Source organism: Serratia sp. M24T3 (assembly GCF_000257645.1).
Lineage (GTDB): Bacteria > Pseudomonadota > Gammaproteobacteria > Enterobacterales > Enterobacteriaceae > Rouxiella.
On record NZ_AJHJ01000001.1, the window covers coordinates 1 to 26,220 of the forward strand.

The 26,220-nt window shown below is 50.0% G+C and carries 14 protein-coding genes; 2 read left to right on the top strand and 12 right to left on the bottom strand.

Annotated elements, in window-relative coordinates; genetic code table 11:
* Positions 1 to 135 precede the first annotated feature (135 nt).
* The 6 genes from queE to relA form a co-directional block, all read right to left on the bottom strand.
* Complete coding sequence (gene queE, locus SPM24T3_RS00005; protein ID WP_009634610.1) at positions 136 to 807, bottom strand: 7-carboxy-7-deazaguanine synthase QueE; 672 nt, start codon at positions 805 to 807, stop codon at positions 136 to 138.
* Between the two features lie 115 nt (positions 808 to 922).
* Complete coding sequence (locus SPM24T3_RS00010) at positions 923 to 4,870, bottom strand: hypothetical protein (protein ID WP_157135215.1); 3,948 nt, start codon at positions 4,868 to 4,870, stop codon at positions 923 to 925.
* 153 nt (positions 4,871 to 5,023) lie between these two features.
* Positions 5,024 to 6,319: a phosphopyruvate hydratase gene (eno, locus tag SPM24T3_RS00015; protein WP_009634612.1), complete on the bottom strand. Its 1,296-nt coding sequence runs from the start codon at positions 6,317 to 6,319 to the stop codon at positions 5,024 to 5,026.
* Between the two features lie 83 nt (positions 6,320 to 6,402).
* Positions 6,403 to 8,040, bottom strand: a complete 1,638-nt coding sequence (pyrG, locus tag SPM24T3_RS00020) for a glutamine hydrolyzing CTP synthase (protein ID WP_009634613.1) — start codon at positions 8,038 to 8,040, stop codon at positions 6,403 to 6,405.
* A gap of 339 nt (positions 8,041 to 8,379) precedes the next feature.
* Positions 8,380 to 9,195, bottom strand: coding sequence for a nucleoside triphosphate pyrophosphohydrolase (gene mazG, locus SPM24T3_RS00025; protein ID WP_009634614.1), 816 nt, complete (start codon positions 9,193 to 9,195; stop codon positions 8,380 to 8,382).
* Between the two features lie 143 nt (positions 9,196 to 9,338).
* Complete coding sequence (relA, locus tag SPM24T3_RS00030; RefSeq protein ID WP_009634615.1) at positions 9,339 to 11,582, bottom strand: GTP diphosphokinase; 2,244 nt, start codon at positions 11,580 to 11,582, stop codon at positions 9,339 to 9,341.
* Positions 11,583 to 12,062: 480 nt separating this feature from the next.
* On the opposite strand from relA, the gene barA reads away from it, so the two are divergent.
* Entirely contained in the window at positions 12,063 to 14,828 is a 2,766-nt protein-coding gene (barA, locus tag SPM24T3_RS00035; protein WP_009634616.1) for a two-component sensor histidine kinase BarA, read from the top strand.
* A gap of 246 nt (positions 14,829 to 15,074) precedes the next feature.
* Here the strand turns inward: barA and SPM24T3_RS00040 are convergent, their stop codons facing one another.
* The 4 genes from SPM24T3_RS00040 to garL form a co-directional block, all read right to left on the bottom strand.
* The gene (locus SPM24T3_RS00040) at positions 15,075 to 16,382 is read right to left on the bottom strand and encodes an amino acid deaminase (RefSeq protein ID WP_009634617.1); all 1,308 of its coding nucleotides are present in this window, start codon (positions 16,380 to 16,382) and stop codon (positions 15,075 to 15,077) included.
* 154 nt (positions 16,383 to 16,536) lie between these two features.
* Positions 16,537 to 17,676, bottom strand: a complete 1,140-nt coding sequence (locus SPM24T3_RS00045) for a glycerate kinase (protein ID WP_009634618.1) — start codon at positions 17,674 to 17,676, stop codon at positions 16,537 to 16,539.
* Between the two features lie 127 nt (positions 17,677 to 17,803).
* A complete protein-coding gene (garR, locus tag SPM24T3_RS00050; protein ID WP_009634619.1) occupies positions 17,804 to 18,688 on the bottom strand; it encodes a 2-hydroxy-3-oxopropionate reductase in 885 nt (294 codons plus the stop codon).
* 52 nt (positions 18,689 to 18,740) lie between these two features.
* A complete protein-coding gene (gene garL / locus SPM24T3_RS00055; protein WP_009634620.1) occupies positions 18,741 to 19,511 on the bottom strand; it encodes a 2-dehydro-3-deoxyglucarate aldolase in 771 nt (256 codons plus the stop codon).
* A 372-nt stretch (positions 19,512 to 19,883) separates the two neighbouring features.
* Between garL and garD the strand changes: the two genes are divergently transcribed.
* A complete protein-coding gene (garD, locus tag SPM24T3_RS00060) occupies positions 19,884 to 21,449 on the top strand; it encodes a galactarate dehydratase (RefSeq protein ID WP_009634621.1) in 1,566 nt (521 codons plus the stop codon).
* A 2,028-nt stretch (positions 21,450 to 23,477) separates the two neighbouring features.
* Here garD and gudD read toward each other — a convergent pair.
* Positions 23,478 to 24,818, bottom strand: a complete 1,341-nt coding sequence (gene gudD, locus SPM24T3_RS00065; protein WP_009634622.1) for a glucarate dehydratase — start codon at positions 24,816 to 24,818, stop codon at positions 23,478 to 23,480.
* 12 nt (positions 24,819 to 24,830) lie between these two features.
* The gene (locus SPM24T3_RS00070) at positions 24,831 to 26,168 is read right to left on the bottom strand and encodes an enolase C-terminal domain-like protein (RefSeq protein ID WP_009634623.1); all 1,338 of its coding nucleotides are present in this window, start codon (positions 26,166 to 26,168) and stop codon (positions 24,831 to 24,833) included.
* Positions 26,169 to 26,220: the final 52 nt, after the last annotated feature.

A 26,220-nucleotide genomic window follows, 5' to 3' on the forward strand; every position in this document is an offset into this window, starting at 1 on the left:
ACGAAGAATGAATTTTCAAAGCCATTGGTGCTGTAACGCGGCGGCAAACAAACGAGTCCCGATGAGCTGACATGAGTCAGTGATTCGGGCGAGTGAGCGCAGCCAACAACATTACAGTGACAAGGGAGAAGAAAATTAGGCGATGTTTAAGTATTTGTGCGTCTGCATGGACAACCGCCAGTTTTTTGCAATACAAGTTGCAATACACAGTTTGGTGGCTTCATCTTTCTGGCTAATCGGCTGTAGGGCGATAATTCGTGCTTTCTGGTCATTTAGAGTCGCCAGCAGCTGCTCCAATGCATCGACATCTCGCTGACGAGCCACAGGATGCTTGATCTCATCGGCACGCTGCAACGCCTGCGGCAGAATGTCGTAACCCCCGCGCATGTTCACTTTTGGTGAAACAGTTACCCACGTTTTTTCCGAGCAGCGCACTTCATGCGTGCCGCTGGTTTCAATTTGGCAGCTGTAACCCTGCTCTTCCAGCAGCTTTGTCAGCGGCTGCAAGTCATAAATGCACGGCTCTCCACCGGTGATCACCACGTGTTTCGCTGTCCATCCCTGTTTCTGGATCACCTGATGAAGCTGCTCGGCAGTGGCATTGCCCCACGCGTCAGTCTCTTCGGTTTTTACCAGGATACGCTGCATATCGACTTCACGATCGGCGAATTTTTCCCAGGTGTGTTTCGTATCGCACCAGCTGCAACCCACTGGGCAGCCTTGCAAACGAATAAAAATAGCCGGCACGCCGGTAAAAAAGCCTTCCCCTTGCAGGGTTTCAAACATTTCGTTAATCGGGTACTGCATCTGAATCTCAAAGTTTAAGGAGCCAGCGCGTATTATCGCAGACATCTGGCCCCGCGCCAAATCAGGGACGGTGCCAAATGACTGGTCAAATCTTAAGTTAGAGATTATTCAGCACTTATTTATTTGAACTTTCGACTTCTGATCCCTCATCGTCCGACGCTTCCCACGGCAAATTGGGATCGGGCTTAGGTAGCACGCCTTCATTGATAAGATGCTTAGCGACAAACTTATTTTTAGCCGCGAACAGCAACTGGTAATAGGCAATACTTTCAGCATTATTAAGCACCACGGCCGCACGGATTTCTTTATTGGCGGATATTTCATGAATCCACTCACGAAGTGACATGATAGCTGCCGGATCGAGTTGTCGTTTAGTCTGATCAGACTCATAAGTTTGGGTTAATGATGGAGAATCGTATTTTTTTTGCGGGATATCCAGTCTCTCAGATACCGTATTAATCTCTCCAAAAAGGCGGTGAACAGGGGACTCCCTAGAACGAATAGCATTAACAGTGATTTTCACATTTTCATTTTCTTTCAGAAAATCATCTAAAAGCTTAACTCGGTGCTCTAACTCGCCTAAAACTTTCCTTTCAAAAAGATTTCGATCTTTAATAAGGTTAAAATTTTCGCTATATTTTGACTCTGTAAATAAGTATTCATCATAATTCATCAGTTTTAAATTGGCTTCATTAGATTCTATAAAATTCTGATTATTTTGACGCGAGGAATAATAGTCCATTCTAAAATTAAACTGATTACTCTCGGGATTAAAAAGCTCGGCAGCATTGTAGATAAAATCAAAAGCTAACAGAGGCGTTTTCGAAGTGGGTACAACGCTTTCTTTAACATGGCTTATTTCATGCAACAGCGTCTGTATTGACTCTGCATATTCACTAAGGGTTGTAGATTTCCAGAAAGCGGCGTTGACTATCGATAAAATCGGGGTGTGGAATTGTACACCATCCGTTACAAAAGCGACGGTCGAACTTTCAACCATTGCATTTTCTGGCTCTAAAAGGACCAATTTGCCAAGACGATCGCCCCCTGAAAAATAACGCGCCAGATCGCTTTTTGCGTGTGCTAAATAACGCCTGAAAATATCTACCTTCTTCAAAAAATTATTGCCACCAAAATGCGTCATGACAAACTCTTTTATAGCAGGATCGCCAAGATTGCTTAATTCATCAATAATAGCCCTGGCACTGACGAACCGATCACGCAGTGTTAATGGCTCTTCCCCGTTTATACCAGCCGGCTCATTCAATACTGACTCGCCACGCACGCGAATACGATAGTTTTCGGCGGCAATAAAATTAAGATATACTTTTTCTTGTAGTTCCATAGCGCTTGCTGGATCCGCAAGAGACTCAGGCAGACTTAACTTTATATTTTCCAGAAACAAGCGATTATTTTGCTCAGTAGATCCTTGCGTCCTTTGCATTGACTTATCCATGCTCGTTATTCCGGCCTCCTGCAGCATTTTAATCATCTTTTGCTGTACAGCCTCTCGCGTTGTTCCAACATCAAACTGCAATAATGTATTTTCTGCCGACCATGGGTTAAGGACAAAAATTGGCTTTTCGGAAAATTTAATTGCCCCAACTAGCTCGAAAACATTAAATTCATGCAGGAATAAAAATGGGGCTGCGGTGACAATTATCTCTCGCATACTATGTTCGGGATAATACAAGAGTGCGGTGTATTTAATTACACCGTTAATAGTCATATGTACTACCATTAAATTTTCGCCGGATAATCCCGCATCTAATAACTTATCAAGAAGAATATAACTAAACTCTTTAGCTCCGGCTACTGAACCTTTTAATAGCTGTTCGGCATAATATTCGCTGATGATTTTTGCCGTTCTTGCCTGTGCTTTAAAAACATCGGTTAACTGTTCGACTGGGACATTATTCATTATCTGTTGTTGATAATCTGATCTTATCGCCTCAATAGCCAGGTCATGTAATATATCATGTTCGCCTGCTCTATTTATGGGTACCAGCTCTAAAGGATTACTCTCTATCTCGGCTAATTTTTCCTGGACAATCTGTTGCGGGCTGAACTCTATTCGAGCACGCTTGGCATCGGGTTCTTCTCGTGAAGTTCCTGCTAAACAGGGATTATCATCCGCACGCTTTATTCGGCGACAGCTCACGACTTCATCAAGTGTGAATTCACCATTCTCATGATAAAGATAATAGCGCATTTCCTCGATACGCATCTCGCCGTCTGGGATTTCAAGTTTAAATCGATTGCCGTCTCCCGCTTCCTGTACGACCTTAATATATTGCGCCAATCCTCTGCGCGTATTGCCTGTATAAATAAAAACCTCTTGGGTATTCGGACTGCGAAATACATTTTTAAAACCCGCAAGCGCCGAGGCACTTTCGAATTTGAATAACGGCTGAACCAAAATGCTGGCCGGTAGATCATTAAATACTGCCGAAGTTACTTTAGCCGTCACCGTATTCCCCGCATTGGTGACGACTTCCCACTTACCCGTTGCAGATTTCCACTCCAGTAATGTTTGTTTATTTACTGGCAAAGCATCCTGATTAATCGAGAAAAAACGTTCTTCCAGATGGCCCTCTACATATTGAGTAATCACACTGTTTGGATTTGAAGGATTACGCTTCATCACTTCAAGATAATATTTCCCGGTATTGGGCACAGTCCAAACCTTGCCTTCTGCACTGACCCTTCCATTAAACGCAAGTATCGAATTGTCTCCGGGCGAAAGGCTTAATAATTCATCAGGAATTGCCGACAGTGATTTAGCCGTCAAATGGGTATTACCCGACCAGAACTCCCGCCACTCACCCGTTCGATGATTAAAATAAATCTTGTGTGCATTGCTTAAACTGAAAGTGCCATCAACAGCATTTTCATTAATGGGATAATACTTATCCTGCACCTTAATATGTAAACCTGATTCTGTATTATCCCTGCTGGAAATTTGTGTCAAACCTGTCGGTTCATGAGTTACTCTTACCCCTCTACGTGCTGAATTAGCCGGTAAAGTTCGCAATTGTGTAGATAAAGCAGGCATGATTTTAAATGCACGCGCCGCTACAGCTTCAGGCGGCATAATAATGTTGCTGGTTAGTCTTAATAACCATTCGGCAGGCGTTTCGTGTGGTTCCTTATCAAATAGTGTTCCATCCATCGTTGCGCCAAGAGTCTGTGCCAATGAACCGGCAATAGCTACCAACCCGGAGCTTATATAGGCCATCAGGCCTCCTTCCCCTTTTTCCCAAGCCATCTTGAAAATTAATTTACTGGCGGCCATTTGATTTTCACCCCAGCGAATCACTGAACCGGCTTTGCTATTGCCTTTAGTTGCGGGATCAATAACAACCATCGTTCGCATCGGGATTCTTGGACGACCATCATCAAGCTCTCGGCGGTAACGACCCGACGAAGAGTGTTCCGGTGCTTCTCTACTGAACAGCACATATTTATTTTCGAGATAATCAATCAGCGGAACGTTTTCTGAAAACGCCGAGGTGAGTTGGAAACTTTCCAGTTGAGCTTTAAGCAGCGTAGTGCCATCGGTAGGTTGATGTTCGAGGAAGTCAGGGGGTGTTAACGGGTTTGCATTAGCCCCTGACGGCCATTGTGATAAAACAGGAATGGTATTCCATACGTTCGAGGCAGCACTCATTAACTTATCTATATGCAAAGACGAGAAATAAGAATTTGAAGGTAATAGGGAAGAGGAGAAATCAGGACTATTATTTTTATCAATTGAAGAAGTTCTGTTTAATGACAACGCTGTGGATAATCCTAATAACGTTGGTATATATCTTACAGCAACCTCTTTTAAGGATTTACAGATTGCAACCTCACTCTGAGGCTCGCCTTTAATAGCTCTAATATGATTTTCTATTACTCTCCACTCATCTTGGTCAACGTTATAATATTTTCTATTACTGGCAGGCTGTCTAGTACTGTAATCAACTTTTAAGAAAGGCTTTGGATTATCCGCCTGTAGTTTCTCAGATACCAAAGGAAAAAGTTTAGGGGGGGAAGATAGCATTACTGAGTTAAAAGGCATTTTATTATCTCCAGAGAAGGAAATTTGATAATAGGCCTCGTAAAAATTTACGTCTAACGGTTAAAGCTGGTGGTTAGGCTGCGGTTTATTATTTTCCTGCTGCTTAAAAATGAAAAACCCGCCGAAGCGGGTTTATGAAGCAAGGGTCAGATATTACTGACCTTTAACTTCTTTAAGACCGTTGAACGGAGCTAAATCACCCAACGCTTCTTCGATACGAATCAGCTGGTTGTATTTAGCAACGCGGTCAGAGCGGCTCATAGAACCGGTTTTGATTTGACCCGCAGCAGTACCTACAGCCAGGTCAGCGATGGTTGCATCTTCAGTCTCGCCTGAACGGTGAGAAATGATAGCAGTGTAACCAGCATCTTTAGCCATCTTGATTGCAGCCAGAGTCTCGGTCAGAGAACCGATCTGGTTGAATTTAATCAGGATGGAGTTAGCGATACCTTTATCGATACCTTCTTTCAGGATCTTGGTGTTGGTAACGAACAGGTCGTCGCCCACCAGCTGAATTTTGTCGCCCAGAACTTTAGTCTGGTAAGCGAAACCATCCCAGTCAGATTCGTCCAGACCGTCTTCGATAGAAACGATTGGATATTGCTTGGTCAGGTCTTCCAGGAAGTGAGTGAACTCTTCAGAGGTGTAGGCTTTGTTGCCTTCGCCAGCCAGAACGTATTTACCGTCCTTGTAGAATTCTGAAGCCGCACAGTCCATCGCCAGAGTGATGTCTTTGCCCAGCTCGTAGCCCGCAAGTTTTACCGCTTCAGCGATAACAGCCAGAGCTTCTGCGTTGGAACCCAGGTTTGGCGCGTAGCCACCTTCGTCACCTACTGCAGTACCCATACCTTTTGATTTCAGAACTTTAGCCAGAGTGTGGAAAACTTCAGAACCGATACGCACGGCTTCTTTCAGCGTTTTCGCGCCAACAGGCTGGATCATGAATTCTTGAATGTCGACGTTGTTGTCGGCGTGCTCACCACCGTTGATGATGTTCATCATAGGCAGTGGCATAGAATATTTGCCAGGAGTGCCATTCAGTTCCGCGATGTGTGCGTACAGTGGCAGGCCTTTAGAGGCAGCAGCAGCTTTGGCAGCAGCAAGAGAAACAGCCAGAATTGCGTTAGCGCCGAATTGGGATTTGTTTTCGGTACCGTCAAGCTCGATCATGATCTTGTCGATATTAGCCTGGTCTTTGGCGTCTTTGCCTTGCAGAGCCTGAGCGATAGGACCGTTAACCGCGTCAACCGCTTTAGTTACGCCTTTACCCAGAAAACGAGATTTATCACCGTCACGCAATTCCAGAGCTTCGCGAGAACCCGTCGACGCACCTGATGGTGCAGCAGCCAGACCTACGAAACCGCCTTCCAGATGTACTTCAGCTTCAACGGTCGGGTTACCACGGGAGTCGATGATTTCACGACCGAGCACTTTAACGATTTTGGACATTAGGATTTCCTCAGTACAAGTTAACTAAAGCTTCAGACTCCACGACAGACTGCATTCCCGCGGCCTGTCGTGGGCCCTATATTTTATTTTACCTGACGCTTCTGATACTCACCGGCTGCCTTGACAAAGCCTGCAAACAACGGATGACCATCACGCGGCGTTGACGTAAATTCCGGGTGGAACTGACAAGCTACAAACCATGGATGGTCAGGCAGCTCGATCATTTCTACCAGTTGCTTATCGCCAGAGCGACCCGCAATGCGTAAACCAGCTTCTTCAATTGGCTTGAGCAGCATGTTGTTTACTTCATAACGGTGACGATGACGTTCAACAATCGTTGGTTCGCCGTACATCTGACGGACCAGGCTGCCTTCGGTCAGGTGACATTGCTGACCACCTACACGCATAGTGCCGCCCAAATCACTCTCTTCGGTACGTACTTCTACGTTACCGTTTTCATCACGCCATTCAGTAATCAGCGCCACGACAGGGAATTTACAGTCTGGCACAAATTCTGTTGAGTTCGCGTTTTCCATACCGACGACGTTACGGGCAAACTCAATCAGCGCAACTTGCATACCCAGGCAGATGCCCAGATAAGGAATGTTGTTTTCACGCGCATAACGCGCGGTCATCAACTTGCCTTCAACTCCACGATAGCCGAAACCGCCAGGGATCAGGATAGCATCCAGATCTTTCAGCATTTCTACGCCGCGGGTTTCAACGTCCTGCGAATCGATCAGCTTGATGTTCACGGTCAGACGATTTTTCAGGCCTGCGTGTTTCAGCGCTTCGATAACCGATTTGTAAGCATCCGGCAGCTCGGTGTATTTACCGACCATACCAATGTTGACTTCACCGCCCGGGTTGGCTTCTTCATAGATAACCTGTTCCCACTCGGCCAGATCGGCTTCTTTGCAGCTCAAGCTGAATCGTTTACAAATATAATCGTCCAGACCCTGTGATTTCAAGAGCGCCGGGATTTTATAAATTGAATCAACGTCTTTTAAAGAGATAACCGCTTTCTCTGGCACGTTACAGAACAGCGCAATTTTTGCGCGTTCGTTGGCAGGAACCGGGCGGTCCGAACGGCAGATCAACACATCTGGTTGAATACCGATAGACAGCAGTTCTTTAACCGAGTGCTGAGTAGGCTTGGTTTTGACTTCACCGGCAGCTGCCATGTATGGCACCAAAGTCAGGTGCATGTACAGCGTGTGCTCGCGGCCAACGTCAACCGCCATCTGGCGGATCGCTTCGAGGAATGGCAGAGATTCGATATCACCGACGGTACCGCCGATTTCAACCAGAACCACGTCATGACCTTCGCCGCCTTCAATAATACGTTCTTTGATGGCGTTGGTGATGTGCGGAATAACCTGAATGGTCGCGCCGAGATAATCGCCACGGCGCTCTTTGCGCAGGACGTCGGAGTAAATACGACCGGTAGTAAAGTTGTTACGGCGGGTCATTTTGGTGCGAATGAAACGTTCGTAGTGACCCAGATCGAGATCGGTTTCAGCACCGTCTTCGGTAACGAAAACTTCACCGTGCTGGGTTGGGCTCATGGTACCCGGATCGACGTTGATATACGGATCGAGTTTCATGATGGTAACGTTCAAACCACGGGCTTCGAGAATAGCCGCCAGAGAGGCTGCGGCAATGCCTTTACCCAGAGAGGATACAACCCCGCCGGTCACAAAAATATAATTAGTTGTCATGCTGAACCTGAGAGGTTAGGTTTAAAGACGATGGAAGAACCAAGACGGGAAAATAGTATACCCGAACCTTCGATGCCTCACAAACGATCGTTTTACTCTCTTCACCTCGGAGCCTTCCAGCACCCCCTCTCATGAAAATTTCAGACCTTAACATCATAAAACCTTTATTAAACAGCCATTTATTAAACATTTCCAGCTAAAAAAAAGCGTTACGCCGTAAAAAAAGGCTTTATAATTCAATTTATTAATTTTTTATGTTTTACCGAAAATTCATCAGCTCGAGCTATGTTAACAGCGTTGAGTGGCAAGGTTTTGATATCGATCACGGTAAGATTAAAATTATTTTGCTGTTGATTTTTCCAGCAGCTTGACCTGTTGCCAGGCGTCTTCCATTTGATCAAGACTGGCATCATCCATGGTTAAGCCTCGGTCGCGAATGATCTGTTCAACCTGACGAAAACGACGCTCGAATTTGATGTTGGCTGCCTGTAATGCGCTTTCAGCCTTGTGACCCAAATGGCGAGAAAGATTGACCGTGGCAAACAACAGATCGCCGATTTCTTCGCCCAGTTTCTCTTGATCAACGACCGCCTGTTTCGCCTCGAACATCACCTCGTCGATTTCTTCATAGACCTTGTCGAGCACCGGGCCCAATGTGTCCCAGTCAAATCCGACGTTGGCACAGCGCTTCTGGATTTTATGCGCTTTCATCAGGGCTGGAAGAGTGGCGGGGATATCGTCGAGCGCCGAATATAACGCCTTGTCAGCTCGCTCCCGGGTTTTACCCTTTTCCCAGTCCAGCAATACCTGAGCCTGGTCTTTGCCAACGGTATTTTCATCGGCATCGAAAATATGCGGATGACGGCGTTCAAGCTTGTCAGAAATCGCGTTACAGATGTCGTCAAAATTGAACAGCCCCTGCTCACTGCCCATCTGGGCGTAAAACACGACCTGAAATAGCAGATCGCCAAGTTCGTCGCGCAGGTCGGCGAAATCCTGACGCTGGATAGCATCCAGCACCTCGTAAGTTTCTTCCAGCGTGTAAGGGGCGATAGTCTCGAAGCTCTGCGCTTTGTCCCACGGACAGCCAGCAAGGGGGTCACGCAGGGTTTTCATGATAGAAAGCAGGCGTTGCAGGGGAACCGTAGAAGTCATTGAGTATTCCGAAATATCAAAAAATAAGTCATCTACGTCATTGAAGTTGCAGAAGGCTAACGGATCCTGAATCACTGGCTTGAGTCAGTGATTCAAATGAGCCAGCTCCGTTAACGCTGCTGCAGTTTCAAAGGCGACAAAGATTAGCTACCGTGCAGGCGCTTGGCCTCGATAACATCCGGCAGCTGATTCAACTTGGCAACAACCCTGCTCAATACTTGCGGATTATAAATCTCGATGTCCATATCGATGGTTGCCAGCATATTTTTGGTGTCGCTGCGGCTCGCAACGCCCAGTACATTAACTTTTTCGTTAGCCAGAATGGTGGTGATATCTCGTAGTAGCCCACTCCTGTCGTTTGCCACTACGCGCAGCACCAGCGAGTATCCGCTTGAATAACTTTCGCCCCACACTGCATCGACGATACGCTCAGGCGCGTGCGACTTGAGATCTTCCAATTGGTCACAATCGGCGCGGTGAATCGAAATTCCTCGCCCCTGGGTGATAAAACCAATGATCTCGTCACCGGGTATCGGCTGGCAACAGCGAGCGATGTGGTGCATCAGATTGCCCACGCCCTCGACCACCACGCGGCCGTTTTCTTTAGAACCACTGCGCACCGGAGCACGAGTGGTTTTCTGCGTCAGCTGGCGCAGAGCCTCTTCGTCGAGCTCTTCGAGACTCGGTTTTTTCAGCTGCGATTGCAGATAATTCGCCATCTGATTAAGGCGGATATCGCCGTTGCCTATTGCTGCCAGCAGCTCGTCAAGCGAGTTGAAGTTGTAGCGCGGCAACAGCAGTTTTTCTGCATCTTTGTACGAAATATCCAGACGTTCCAGCTCGTCGTCGAGAATTTGCTTCCCGGCGATGATGTTTTTGTCACGATCCTGCTTGCGGAACCAGTTCTGGATCTTCGAACGCCCGCGGCTGGTGGTGATATATCCCAGACTTGGGTTCAGCCAGTCACGGCTAGGGTTCGGATGCTTTTGAGTGATGACCTCAATCTGGTCGCCCATTTGCAGCTGATAGGTAAACGGCACGATGCGGCCACCAATTTTGGCGCCGATGCAACGATGTCCCACGTCGCTGTGAATGTGGTAGGCGAAGTCCAGCGGCGTTGAGCCGGTTGGCAAATCGACCACGTCACCTTTCGGGGTAAACACATAGACTCGGTCGTCGAAGACCTGACTGCGAACCTCGTCGAGCATCTCGCCCGAATCGGCCATTTCTTCCTGCCAGGCAATAAGTTTGCGCAGCCAGGCAATACGCCCTTCGTAGCCGCCACTGCGACCACCGACCACGGCCGTGCCTTCTTTATATTTCCAATGCGCCGCTACGCCAAGCTCGGCATCTTCGTGCATCTGGCGGGTGCGAATCTGTACCTCAAGCGTTTTACCGCGCGGGCCAAGCACCACAGTATGGATCGACTGATAACCGTTGGGTTTCGGGTTGGCAACGTAGTCATCGAATTCGTCAGGCAGATGACGGAAATGAGTATGTACGATACCCAATGCGGCATAGCAATCCTGCAGGCGTTCGACCACGACACGCACGGCGCGCACGTCAAACAGCTCGTCGAAGGACAGGGATTTTTTCTGCATCTTGCGCCAGATGCTGTAGATATGTTTTGGTCGCCCGTACACATCAACTTTAATGCCCTCTTCCGCCATGGCGTTACGCACGGTAGACACGAAGTCGTCAATGTACTGCGCGCGGTCAATGCGGCGCTCATGCAGCAGTTTGGCAATGCGCTTGTACTCATCGGGGTGCAGATAACGGAAGCAGAAATCCTCCAGCTCCCATTTCAACTGGCCGATGCCGAGGCGGTTTGCCAGTGGCGCATAAATATTGGTACATTCTTTAGCCGCCAGAACGCGCTCTTCTTCCGGCGCGTCTTTGACTTCACGCAGGTGAGCAATACGCTCGGCAAGTTTTAAGACCACGCAGCGGAAGTCTTCGACCATCGCCAACAACATGCGGCGAACATTGTCGACCTGCTCCGAGCCCATGGAGTCGTTTTGCGTAGCTTTAAGCTGGCGTATGGCGTCCATATCGCGCACACCATGCACCAGATAGGTGATTTCTTTCCCGAAGTCTTTGGTGAGCGTGTCTTCGTCGATAACATTCTCATCAACCAGCGGGAAAAGCAGCGCCGCGCGCATGCTGTCGTTGTCCATACTCAGCGTGGAAAGAATCTCGACCATTTCCAGGCCGCGCCAAAGCAGCAGCGAGGCATCGGGATGCCCTTGAGTTTGTTGCTCGCAGTAGCGCCAGGTTACGGCTAAACGCTCACATGATTCCTGGCTGGAGATGCCTAAAGTCGTGATCCACTCGTCAAGCGCAAATTCGCCAGCCGTATTCAAATGTGCACTTCGTACCGCAACCATAACCACTCCCTACGTTTCTGGTATACCCATCGTACTTAAGCTTTTACTACTATTACGCGGGTATCTATTTTAAGCACCAGACTGGTTGATAAACAAAGCCATCGATTCGAGGTGCCTGCCATACGGGAAAACTCACCGGCTCAGGCACACCAATTAACGCTTGGCCTTATCTTGCCCATTCACCACCAGCGTGGCAACTTCTTCTATCCTGACAATTTGCTTCGCCGTCGCTCGACCCAGACATACGATGCAAACTTAAAGTAGACCCTAAGCAAACTTCACGCCAGGTTTCTGCACACTATGGTCTTAGTTAACATTTTTAGAGTCATCACCCGCCTGTCAGGAGAGTTGAATCAGGCCAATGTCGTTGGCACACTGATTGATATAGTCTATACATTTCGTACTTAACGTTGCCTCTCAGCGACAACTTTATTTACCGTTAATCGATGTCAGCTACCAATTCTCCCACATTGGAACCTCATGACCAAATATAGCCTTCGGGCAAGGATGATGATTTTAATACTTGCGCCGACCTTGATGATCGGTTTGCTGCTCAGCACTTTTTTTGTGGTGCATCGTTATAACGAGCTGCAAAATCAGTTGATCGACTCTGGTGCCAGTATTATAGAACCGTTGGCGGTTGCCAGTGAGTACGGGATGACATTCCGTGAACGAGCGCCCATTACCCGACTCATTGATCGCCTGCATCGTACCCATTCCGACATCGTGCGGGCCATTAGTGTTTACGATGGCAATAATCTGCTTTTCGCCTCTTCAAATCCTTTGCGTGACACTGCGCTGATGCAGGTTAAAGCAGGCGAGCCAATGCCGCAGCAGCTGACCCAGCTACGTTCGGGAGACTCACTGATCCTGCGCACGCCGATTATGGCCGAGAATCATACCTCAGCCGACGAGAACACCTTCCGCGAATCTCCGGGACACAATCTGGGGTATATCTCCATCGAGCTGGATCTCTCCTCGGTTCGGCTACAGCAGTATCAGGAAGCCTTTGTTTCTACGCTGCTTCTACTGTTGTGTCTGGGCATTGCCACGCTGTTTGCTTACCGCCTGGTGCGTGACGTGACTGGCCCGATCCGCAATATGGTCAACACCGTTGACCGCATCCGCCGTGGTCAGCTCGATAGCCGAGTAGAAGGTAATATGCTCGGTGAGCTAAGCATGCTTAAAAACGGCATAAATTCGATGGCGATGTCATTGACTGCCTACCACGAGGAAGTGCAGCAAAATATTGATCAGGCCACCTCTGATCTGCGAGAAACGCTGGAGCAGATGGAAATCCAGAACGTCGAGCTAGACTTGGCCAAGAAGCGCGCCCAGGAAGCAGCGCGCATCAAATCAGAGTTTCTGGCCAATATGTCTCACGAGCTGAGAACCCCGCTAAACGGCGTGATCGGTTTTACCCGCCAAACCTTGAAAACCCAGCTTTCTCCTACTCAAACCGATTACCTGCAAACTATCGAACGCTCGGCCAACAACCTGCTGACCATCATTAATGACGTGCTTGATTTCTCCAAGCTGGAGGCGGGCAAACTGGTGCTCGAGCATATTCCTTTCTCACTGCGTGAAATGCTCGATGAGGTCGTCATCTTGTTGGCCCATAGCGCGCACGACAAGGGGCTGGAGCTGACCATTAATGTGCACAGCAACGTGCCGGAGTTTGTGCTGGGCGACCCAATGCGTTTGCAGCAAGTTGTGACCAATTTACTGGGTAATGCCATTAAATTCACTGAAAACGGCAACATTGATATCAATGTGGAATTACGCTCGCAAAAAAACGCGCAAGTCGAGCTGGAGATGCAGTTTCACGATACCGGCATTGGTATTTCCGAACGCCAGCAGGCGCAATTGTTCCAGGCTTTTCGCCAGGCGGATGCCAGCATCACCCGACGTCACGGAGGCACCGGCCTTGGGCTGGTAATCACCCAGCGGCTGGTCAAGGAAATGGGCGGAGACATCAGCTTCTACAGCCAGCTAAACCGCGGTTCGACTTTCTGGTTTCACGTTACGCTGGAACTTAATGAAAGCCACCATCAGCGGCCGAGATCAATGGCGTGCCTGCGAGACAAAAAGCTGGCTTATATCGAAGCCAATCCGACGGCGACCAAAGCAGTTAAAGAAATGCTTTCCAGTATGCCGATAGAGGTTATCCATCGCACCAGTCAAGCCCTGCTGCCTGACGAACACTATGATTTCATTGTTTATGGCATGCCAATCCTACTGAATCATCACCTTAACGACTATGAAGAACGATTGCAGCAGTTGCTCAGCCAGTGCGACCGATTAATTCTGGCATTGCCCAGCCAATTCCAGATTTCCGCCGAACAGCTTAAAGACAAAGGGGTTTATGCCTGCCTTAACAAGCCGCTTTCTAGCGTTCGCCTCTTGCCGTATCTGCTTGAAGACCCGAAAAACTTCATCGAGGAAGACAACTCGCACGATCAGCGACTGCCAATGACAGTGATGGCGGTGGATGACAACCCGGCTAACTTGAAGCTGATTGGCGCGCTGCTTGAAGAGCTGGTGGAAACGACGCTACTGTGCAACAGCGGTGAAGAAGCTATCGAGCTGGCAAAGAACGTTAATATGGACGTAATTTTGATGGATATTCAGATGCCAAATATCGACGGTATCCGCACTAGCGAGCTGATTCATCTGCTGCCACATCACATTACTACCCCGATTGTCGCCGTGACCGCGCATTCGCTCAGCGGCGAGAGAGAGCAGTTTATTAAAGCCGGAATGGAAGACTATCTATCGAAACCGATCGACGAAGGGATGCTGAAAGTGGTGCTGGCACGCTATCACTCCTCGCAAATTCCTCCACCGCATTCCGCTGATCCAGTGCGGGAAAATTCTCTCGAGAATGTCTCGCCTAAAACCCTGGATTGGGCATTGGCCCTTCGTCAGTCAGCTAATAAAGAGGGATTGGCCAACGATTTGCTGCAAATGTTGATTGATTTCCTGCCCGAGGTGAGCGGCCGCGTTAACGCGATTATTCAAGGCGAGAAAGATGATTCTATCGTAGCGTTGATCCACAAACTCCACGGCAGTTGCAGCTACAGCGGTGTCCCTCGTTTAAAGCAACTGTGTTTCTATATCGAACAACAGCTGCGCAAAAATGCATCAAACGAAGAACTGGAACCCGAATGGCTTGAGCTGTTAGATGAAATCGGTAACGTCACCCGGGAAGCGAAAGCACATCTGGATAAAAGAAATAATACCTAACAGCTTCCACGCTGCAGGAAGGCAGCAACCGAACAAATCCCCAGAAGCTTACTCAGGTAAGTGACTGGGGTGAGTAAGGGAAGCCAACGCATCTGCAGCTCGAAAGATAAATATCAGGCTAATGCCCTATAGATTTCGAGTTGCAGGAAGGCAGCAACCGAACGAATCCCCAGAAGCTTACTCAGGTAAGTGACTGGGGTGAGTGAGGGAAGCTAACGCATCTGCAGCTCGAAAGATGACGGGCATTTAGAACCAGGTGGTGACGGCGGCCGTCACATCATACTGCTCGTTGATCAACAGCAGCTGACGCCATTTGTCAAAAGTCAGGCAAGGATGTGAGATGTCAAAAGCCAGCATGTCGCCAACCTTGATATCCGCATTCTGTGGTATCGACATAAACGCGTGCTGATCCATCATGGCAAAGATTGTCCAGTCTTCGGGCGCAGGTACCACTGCGGCATAAGCCTGATTTTTGCCACTCTGTGGACGATAGTGACTGCTGGCGACCGGAAATCCGGCATCTGAGGAGGTGTCGCGTTTACCTAGCCCGACAATGGCGCGCCCTGGCTCCGGCAATGACTGCACGTAGGCCCACACCTGCAAGGCTGGTAACAGGCTAAAGTTCATTTCGCGAGCAACCGGGTTACTCTGTTTGATACGATCGGCAGCACGGTGATAGGCCCCAACATCATGAGTCAGGTAGCAGCCCGGACGCAGCACCACATCAAGCCGATGGCGTTCGCCAGCATCAAGATGCTGCCCCCCTCGACTGAACTCTTCTGCAACCACGTCATACCAGGCCGATCCTGCGCCCGATAGAATCACGTCGGTTTCCTTAAAGTGCCCGGCTTCAGCCAGCGCCTGAGTTCTGCCTAATACATGCTGCAAGAATTCACGGATGGGGTCTTCTTCGTTTAAAACACCTTCATAAATCTCGACACCGACCAGTGACAGCGACTGTGGCCAGCGGCTTACGGCCTCCAGCAATTCAATTTCCTGCAGCCCGTCACGAATACCCGTTCTGCCACCTGTCACGCCATATTCCAGCAGCAGGCGCAGCGTCAAACCCGCTTCGGCAAAATACTCGCCCAAGGCATCAACGTTAGCAGCTGAATCTACAATACAAACAAATTCGAAATCCGCAGCCTGGCGCATCAGGTTAGCAATAATCGCCATATTCCCTTTACCCACCAGCTGGTTAGCCATCAGAAATTTGCGCACACCGTGAGCAAAGGCGGCATCTACCTGCGGCGCGGTTGCCAGCGTTATCCCCCAGGCGCCAGCATCAAGCTGCATCTGAAACAGCTCCGGGCTCATGGTGGTTTTACCGTGTGGGGCAAGTTTTACTTTGTAGCGATCGATAAACTCTTGCATCCATGCCAGATTATGCTCGACTTTCTCTTTAGAGAGCACGGCAACCGGCAGGCTGACCTGCTCCTGCAAAATATTCCAGCCCTGCCTGGCGATATCGCCCATGCTCGCATCGGCGGTGAGCAGGCCCAGCCCCTTGGTGTGTGAATTAGCAGGTTGGCTGGCGAAAAAAGTCTCTGACATGATGAGTTCTCTTTAACAAATTGACCTCAAAACTAACGCAAAAGTGTGCAGGAATAAACCGCTTTCAGGAGGAGATTAAGGGATGAACTAAAAAACCGATATCTCCCTGTCAAGACACCGGTTCAGAGGTTATAAAACCTTGGCAGACAGCAGATTACAATTTTTGTGCCAAACGGATTGTCGCCGCAATATTGCGCGCCGATTTACGCAAATTCTCAGCTGCATTATCCAGCGCTTCGTCCAGTGTACAGATGCTATACAAGACACTAAACACCGCATCCAGGCCGTGGTCGAAAACCACGTCAACGTCTTTAGTCAGGCTGCCACCTATCGCAATAACCGGCTTGTTATAGCGCTTAGCCACCCGCGCTACGCCGATCGGTACCTTGCCGTTGATGCTCTGGCTATCAATACGCCCCTCACCCGTAATCACCAGCGTGGCATCTTTAACCAGTTCATCCAGACCCAGCGCCTCGGTAACAATCTCGATCCCCTGACGCAGCTCGGCGTTGCAAAAACCGTAAAGCGCGGCACCCATTCCGCCTGCTGCTCCAGCTCCAGGAACGTCGTCAACGTCGATGCCAAGATCCTTTTTGATCACCTCGGCATAATGGCTTAAATAACCATCAAGCTGCTCGATCATTTCAGGCGTCGCGCCTTTTTGCGGGCCAAAAATCGCTGTCGCTCCTCGATGGCCGGTTAACGGATTGGTTACGTCACAGGCCACTTCAAAACGGCATTTTTTAATGCGTTTATCCAGCCCGCTGATGTCAATTTTTTCTAGCTTGATCAATTCGCCGCCGCCGAAGCCAATCTGTTTACCCTCTTTGGTCAACAGTTTGACTCCCAGTGCCTGCACCATTCCTGCACCACCGTCGTTGGTTGCGCTGCCGCCAATGCCAATGATGCAGTGCTCTACGCCATGATCAAGAGCATTTTTAATCAGTTCACCGGTCCCGTAAGAGGTTGTTTTTAATGGATTGCGTAGCGACTGGGGCACACTTTCCAGCCCGCTGGCCGCTGCCATTTCAATAAAGGCAATCTTTTCATCACCCGAAAGCCCGAAGAAGGCGTCGATTGGCTCTCCAAGCGGTCCTGTTACCCTGACTTCCACCACCCGCCCGCCGGTAGCCGCCACCATCGCCTCAACGGTGCCCTCACCGCCGTCGGCAACAGGAAGTTTCACATACTCGGCGTGAGGAAAAATTTCGCGAAATCCACTTTCAATGGCTTTTGCCACGTCCAGGGCAGACAAGCTTTCTTTAAATGAATCCGGTGCGATTACTATTTTCATAAGCTATCCACTCTTAGAAACAATCCACTTTTCAGAAACAATCCGCACGGCTGTGAAAATGCGTCCTGTCAGAATGAGGTATTATTGCTGATGATAGCGCCTCCCAGAGCGGCGCTATCTCAGGTAATTACCGCGTGACTTCTACCTTCGCCAGATTTTCATAATAGCGTGCTATTGCGCTGTGGTCAGATTGTCCGTGGCCGTCAGCTCGCAATGCCTGCATAATTTCCATAACCGCAGCAGTTAAAGGCAGTTGGGCACCGATTTCATGCGAGGTATCCAGAGCGTTGGCAAGATCCTTGATATGCAGATCGATCCTGAATCCCGGCTTAAAGTTGCGATCCATTACCATAGGCGCTTTAGCGTCTAATACTGTGCTCCCGGCTAAACCACCGCGAATGGCCTGATAAACCAGGTCAGGATCAACTCCCGCCTTGGTTGCCAACACCAGCGCTTCCGACATGGCGGCAATATTCAGAGCCACGATCACCTGATTCGCCAACTTGGTGACATTGCCAGCACCGATATCGCCGGTATGCACCACAGAACCTGCCATTGATTTCATTACTTCATAGCATTTATCGAAGATGGCTTTGTCACCTCCAACCATTACTGACAGCGTGCCCTCAATCGCTTTTGGCTCACCGCCGCTGACGGGTGCATCGAGCATGACAATCTTTTTCGCCGCCAACGCCTCACTGATTTCACGGCTGGCAAGCGGCGCAATCGAACTCATGTCGATCAAAATAGCGCCCTCTTTCGCCCCTTCAATAATGCCATTTTTACCCAGCGCCACCTCTTTCACCTGGGGAGAATTAGGTAGCATGGTGATAATAATATCGCTGAGTGCGGCCACGGCCTTCGGGGTGTCAGCCTTTTCTGCTCCGGCAGCAACCAGCTCGTCAGTGGTGTCTTTGTGATGGTCGAGGATCACCACTGAATAACCTGCCTTAAGCAGGTTTTTACTCATAGGCTTGCCCATGATCCCAAGGCCGATAAATCCGATTTTCATGCGGTTACCCTCTGATTAATTGCTGAAATTTCGTTTATTAGAGTGATCAAGACTATTGGGTAAAACGATCGTATAAGGCTTGTGTCCCCGCGCGGAACACGCCTAAATCGCTGCCCACTGCGACAAAGGTTGCACCCCATTCAATGTAGCGACGAGCATCGGCTTCGACGGGAGCCAGAATGCCGCTGGGTTTGCCGTGAGCTTTGGCTTTGTCGAGAATATATTTGATGGCTGACTGCACCTCAGGGTGCCCGGCGTTGCCCAAATGTCCCAGAGCGGCGGCCAGATCGCTAGGTCCGACGAAAAGACTATCGACACCGTCAACGGAGGCAATAGCATCAAGATTATCAATTCCTTGCTGACTTTCTATCTGCACCATCACACAGATATGGTCATTGGCCTGCGCCAGATAGTCGGGCACGGTGCCAAACATATTGCCGCGATGAGAAACTGAAACGCCGCGAATGCCGGCCGGTGGATAGCGAGTTGAAGCCACTGCCAGCTCGGCCTGTTCGCGAGTTTCAACATAGGGGATCAGGAAGTTGGCAAAACCGATATCCAGCAGCCGCTTGATAATTACCGGTTCGTTGGTCGGAGGGCGAACAACTGGAGCACTTTTGCTGCTTTTAAGCGCCATTAGTTGAACGACAAAGCTGGATATATCGTTTGGCGCATGTTCGCCATCAAGCAGCAGCCAGTCAAAACCAGCCAACCCTAATACCTCGGTCGAGATCGGATTAGACAAGGCAGACCAACAGCCAATCAGCGTTTTTCCTGCCAGCAAATCTTGTCGTAAGCGGTTTGGGAATACTTGATTACTCATACGAAACCTCAATGGTTGAAGCGGGCATTAGAGAAATAGTGATGCGCCTGCACGGTTAACTACGGTAATGATTAGATAATTCAGTATAAAAAGAGACCGCGCAAATGACACTGTGCAGGCGCCCAACAATCCTCGCAAAAAGAGGATGAATTTTTTTGCAATATCACATCACCATGGGATAGGAATCACACTATTTCAGCGACATACAAAAGCGTTTAACGAAGGGTGATTGTTGTCACTTCTTATCCCTCAAATGCCTGAGAAAAACTGTTTAAGCCGCATTAAAGCTGGTCAGTTGCACAATGAGCTATTGCTGGACATTCCCTATAATTTTGCTCATAACCGATAAAACTCGCGCAGATGGAGATATCTATGTCCGCCATAAAAGAGCAAGTCAGCAAACCTTTGTTTATCAAAGTGCATGACCGCGATAACGTAGCCATTATTGTTAATGACAATGGCCTGCCAGCGGGGACACAGTTTGCCAATGGTTTGAAGCTGGTAGAACACATTCCACAGGGGCATAAAGTCGCGCTGACAGATATTCCTCAAGGCGAGGATATCGTTCGTTACGGCGAGGTGATCGGCTATGCGCTGCGAAATATTGCGCAGGGTAGCTGGATTGATGAGTCAGTCGTTGAACTGCCGCAGGCGCCCGAGTTGGAAAGTTTACCGTTGGCGACGCGCGTTCCCGCGACACTTCCCACGCTCGAGGGTTACACTTTCGAGGGTTATCGCAACGCCGATGGCAGCGTCGGAACCAAAAATCTATTGGGCATCACCACCAGCGTGCACTGTGTGGCTGGCGTAGTCGATTACGTGGTGAAAATAATTGAACGCGATCTGCTGCCGAAATATCCCAATGTCGATGGTGTAGTCGGTCTTAATCATCTTTATGGCTGCGGTGTGGCAATCAACGCGCCTGCCGCCATCATCCCGATTCGCACTATTCATAATCTGGCGCTAAACCCCAATTTTGGTGGCGAAATTATGGTCGTTGGGCTGGGTTGCGAAAAACTGCAGCCGGAAAAACTGCTGCAAGGTACCTCCGATGTACAAGCCATCTCGCTGGATGAGGTGAAAATCGTGCGTTTGCAAGATGAGCAGCATGTCGGCTTTCAATCGATGGTTGACGACATTCTTACCGTAGCCAATTTTCATTTGCAGCGACTGAATAAACGCCAACGCGAGAGCTGTCCTGCTGCGGATCTAGTGGTCGGCACGCAGTGCGGCGGCAGCGATGCTTTCTCGGGCGTTACGGCTAATCCTGCCGTCGGGTTTGCCTCGGACTTGCTGGTACGCTGCGGCGCAACCGTGATGTTTTCGGAAGTCACCGAGGTGCGAGACGCCATTCATTTACTCACGCCAAGGGCTGTTGATGAGCAAGTTGGAAAACGCTTGTTCGAAGAAATGGCGTGGTACGACAACTACTTGGCCAGCGGCATGACCGATCGCAGCGCCAATCCCTCCCCAGGTAATAAGAAAGGCGGACTGGCCAATGTCGTTGAAAAAGCGCTGGGTTCGATTGCAAAATCCGGTACTAGCGCAATCGTCGAAGTGTTATCTCCCGGTCAGCGCCCAACCCGCCGCGGGCTGATTTATGCTGCTACCCCGGCCAGTGATTTTGTTTGTGGAACACAGCAAGTCGCATCGGGTATCACCGTACAGGTATTTACCACCGGTCGTGGAACTCCTTATGGATTAACGGCGGTGCCGGTAATCAAAATGGCGACCCGCACCACGCTGGCGAATCGCTGGTTTGATTTGATGGATATCAACGCAGGAACTATCGCCACTGGTGACGCGACTATCGAGGATGTTGGCTGGGAGTTGTTCCATTTTATTCTGGATATTGCCAGTGGCCGCAAGAAAACCTGGTCAGATCAATGGGGAATTCATAACGCCTTGGCGGTATTTAATCCTGCGCCAGTGACATAAAAATGGGTTTTAGATTTGAAATCTAAGGCAACTTTTTGTGCTGCGCACGGCCTTTAGCTTAACTTCAAATTCAACTTCATGCGCTTCGCTTACTGGGCTGCGGCCCAGACCGCCTCAAGGGTGGCCCTTGGGCCGCCACCCTTAAGAATCCCGGGCCCTTTTTCCTCGCGACCAGATTGGTGCAAAAAAAGTAGATCTTTTCAGAAGCCTCGGTGCGTGGCGTTGGCCACGGCCCTGCGGGCTGCCTTCACTCAGTCGGGAGCCAAAAGCGTCTCCCTTTCCTTCGCTCAGCGTAGGCCTGAGGCCGCCAATAGCAGCTAAAAAGAAAACCGGCAACTTTACGGCGACCAACGCTACGCTTAATGCTGCGCATGGCTTAACTTCAAATTCAACTTCAACTTCAACTTCATGCGCTTCGCTTACTGGGCTGCGGCCCAGACCGCCTTAAGGGTGGCCCTTGGGCCGCCACCCTTAAGAATCCCGGGCCCCATTTCTCGTGACCAGATTGGTGCAAAAAAAGTAGATCTTTTCAGAGGCCTCCGTGCGTGGCGTTGGCCACGGCCCTGCGGGCTGCCTTCACTCAGTCGGGAGCCAAAAGCGTCTCCCTTTCCTTCGCTCAGCGTAGGCCCGAGGCCGCCAATAGCAGCTAAAAAGAAAAACCGGCAACTCTACGGCGGTCAAAAGCCGATCTCACAAAGATAGAACTCTTAGGTTTGTTCAAGACTAGATATAACTTTTGATTTCGTTTCTGAATTAATAAAACCGATATGCACAGAATGTCACCTTCAAATGAAAGTTTTTGTCAGAAGAAAGGTCTTTTGACCTCAGCTTAGGTTGCCGATTTTTCTTTAATAGCCCTGATTGGCGGCCTCGGGGCGGCGCTGAGGGAGTGAGAAAGACGCTTTTGGCTTTCGAACGAACGAGGGGACCACGCAGCGGCGCGACCAACGCCACAGACGGGAGTCACTGAAACGAACTCATCGTCTGGTGCCATACAAGTAAACGACACCCAAAGGGCGCGGAGATGCAAGAGGGCTCGCCCTGGAGACCTCTTGCCCGGTTCCGGCGCGGCCGGTTAAATGACCATTGAAATTAATGAACCGGAAAAAATGCTCGGAGTTTGATGGCCTTAAAAGTTGCTCGCGTCCAACGCAACTCTTGATGCTGCGCACGGTCTTTAGCTTAACTTCAAATTCAACTTTATGCGCTTCGCTTACTGGGCTGCGGCCCAGACCGCCTCAAGGGTGGCCTGTGGGCCGCCACCCTTAAGAATCCCGGGCCCTTGTCGCCGTTGAATAAAACGGTTCTCAAGTTTGTAGCTCTTTCCAGTCACTCCTCTGTGTGGCGCGTTGCCGCGTGGCTCCGCCATTCCTTCGTTCGGTCAGGAGCCAAAAACGTCTCCTTCCTCTCACTCAGCGCCGTCACGGAGTGCGCCAATATTAGCCCCTAGGGAAAACCGCTCCCTCCTTTTTTAAATAAAACTCACAACGGCAAAGGAAAAATAATTAGTAAGGGCGATGGATTTTGACTTTATGCCGGATGGAAAGTTTTTGGACCTAAGGTCAGGTTGCCTGTCTTTTTAATTGTCGAGATTGGCGGCCTCGGGGCGGCGCTGAGGGAGGGAGAAAGACGCTTTTGGCTTTCGAACGAACGAAGGGACCGCGCAGCGGCGCGACCAACGCCACACACGGGTGTCACTGAAACGAACTCATCGTCTGGTGCCATACAAGTAAACGACACCAAAGGGCGCGGAGATGCAAGAGGGCTCGCCCTGGAGACCTCTTGCCCGGTTCCGGCGCTGCCGGTTAAATATCCATTGAAATTAATGAACCGGAAAAAATGCTCGGTGATCATTGACCTTAAAAAGCCCGTGCGCAGCATCTAAAGCCCATGTTTAGTGAACCGGAAAAACGCCTCGGTGATCATTGACCTTAAAAGCCTATGCGCAGCACCAGAAGCCCTGCGCAGCACAACAAATTGCCTTTAGGATTCTAAATCTAAACTCGCTAAAGGAGCAGCCTAGCCCTCTTACCTCACCAAACAGGGTTTTTTAGGATCAAACGTCCAGTTTGGCACCAGGAATTGCATCCCCGCGGCATCGTCTCTGGCGCCTAATCCCATGCTTTCATAAAGCTCGTTTGCTTTCATCAGCTGGTCAGTATCCAATTCTACGCCCAGCCCCGGGCGCTCCGGCACTTTCACCATTCCGCCCTTGATTTGCAGAGGTTCTTTGGTGAGACGCTGATTGCCTTCCTGCCAGATCCAGTGAGTATCTATAGCGGTAATTTTGCCGGGCGCCGCGGCGGCAACGTGAGTGAACATTGCTAATGAAATATCAAAGTGATTATTGGAATGCGAACCCCATGTCAGGCCCCATTCGTGGCACATCTGCGCGACGCGCACCGAGCCTTGCATCGTCCAGAAATGTGGGTCAGCCAGCGGGATATCCACCGATTTTAATTGGATGGTATGCCCCATTTGCCGCCAGTCGGTGGCTATCATATTGGTCGCGGTGGGCAAACCGGTGGCTTGACGGAACTCGGCCATAATCTCGCGGCCAGAAAAACCCTGTTCAGCGCCGCAAGGGTCTTCCGCGTAGGCCAGCACGTTGCGCAGCTGCTTGCCTAAATCAATCGCCTCATCCAGCGACCAGGCCCCGTTGGGGTCCAGCGTAATGCGCGCCTGCGGGAAGCGTTGCGACAACGCAGTCACCGCCTCGGCCTCTTCACTACCGCGCAGCACGCCGCCTTTTAGTTTGAAATCATTGAAGCCATATTGATCATAGGCAGCTTCGGCCAAACGCACGACTGCCTCGGGAGTCAGGGCTTCTTCATGGCGCAGTCGATACCAGTCATTGCGCTGGTCGCGCTCGCGCTGATACGGTAGCGAAGTTTTATCCGGATCGCCGACGTAAAACAAATAGCCCAGCATTTCAACCGCATCCCGCTGCTGCCCGTCCCCCAGTAATGACGCCACTGAGACATCAAGATATTGCCCGAGCAAGTCAAGCATTGCCGCTTCAATCGCGGTCACCACGTGAATTGTCGTGCGCAGATCAAAAGTCTGTAAGCCGCGCCCGGAAGCATCGCGATCGGCGAACTGCTGGCGCACGGCGTTCATCACATTTTTATACTCGCCCAGCGTTTTCCCTATCACAAGCGACTCGGCGTCAGTCAGCGTTTGGCGAATCTTCTCACCACCCGGCACCTCACCAACGCCAGTATGTCCGTCGTTATCTTTAAGAATCAATATATTGCGAGTAAAGAACGGCGAGTGCGCGCCGCTCAGATTTAGCAACATGCTGTCATGCCCTGCTACGGGCACAACCTGCATGGAAATGATTTTGGGGGTAGTCGATGAAGCTGCCATAAAAACTCCTTTTTAACGACCAAACGCCGGACGTTTTCGATCAAATTTCCAGTCGGGAACCAGGTATTGCATAGAGGCCGCGTCGTTACGCGCACCGCTTGGCAGTTTTTTATGGAGTTCATGAGCCTGATGAATGCGGTCCATGTCAATTTCCACACCAAGGCCCGGTTTTTCAGGCACTTTTATTTTTCCGTTCACGATTTGCAGTGGATCTTTGGTCAGGCGCTGATTGCCTTCTTGCCAGATCCAGTGGGTATCGATCGCGGTTGGTTTTCCGGGAGCCGCCGCGCCGACGTGGGTAAACATTGCCAATGAAATATCAAAATGATTATTGGAATGGCAGCCCCAGGTCAGCCCCCAGTCGTTGCATAGCTGTGCAACGCGAACCGCCCCCTGCATCGTCCAGAAATGCGGATCGGCCAGCGGAATATCCACCGACTGCAACATTACTGCGGGCTGCAACTCGCGCCAGTTGGTGGCAATCATGTTGGTAGCCACCGGCAGCCCGGTCGCGCGGCGGAACTCGGCCATCACTTCACGGCCCGAGAAGCCCTGTTCTGCTCCGCATGGATCTTCGGCGTAGGTCAGAATGCCGTGCATGTTTTTACACAGCGCAATGGCTTCGTCGAGCATCCATGCGCCGTTCGGATCGACAGTAATTCGCGCATCAGGGAAGCGCTTGTGCAACTCTTTAACCGCTTCGATCTCTTGTTCACCGCGCAGTACGCCGCCTTTCAGTTTAAAATCTTTAAAACCGTAACGGTCCTGTGCCGCTTCGCCCAGACGTACAATAGCCTCGCTATCCATCGCTTTTTGATGACGCAGATGATACCAATCGTCTTTGCCGCCCTCCCCGCTCTGGTAAGGCAAATCGGTTTTTTCACGATCGCCTACATAAAACAGGTAGCCCAACACGGTAACTTCATCACGCTGCTTACCCGGTCCCAATAATTCCACAACCGGCACGCCGAGGAATTTGCCCATCAGATCCAGCAGGGCCGCCTCCAGTGCAGCTACGGCATTAACCCGCAGCTCGAAGGTCCATGCGCCTTTGGCGAAAGAGTCGAAATCCGAGGACTGATTGCCGACGTGAATTTCATGCACCAAACTGTTCATGCGTGCAATTTCTTTGCCCACGACCTGCGGCACTGCCTCGAGCAGAGTGTTTAAAATGACTTCACCTCCCGGCGCTTCCCCGACGCCGGTATTGCCCGCGCTGTCTTTCAAAATCACGATATTACGCGTGAAATACGCGCCGTGCGCGCCACCGATATTGAGTAACATGCTGTCGTGACCTGCCACCGGAATGACCTGCATATCAGTAATAATGGGCGAACTTTGTGTACTCATCATGGTTTCCTTCTTTGTTAAATTGGCAACGTGATGCGATAACTTATTTCGA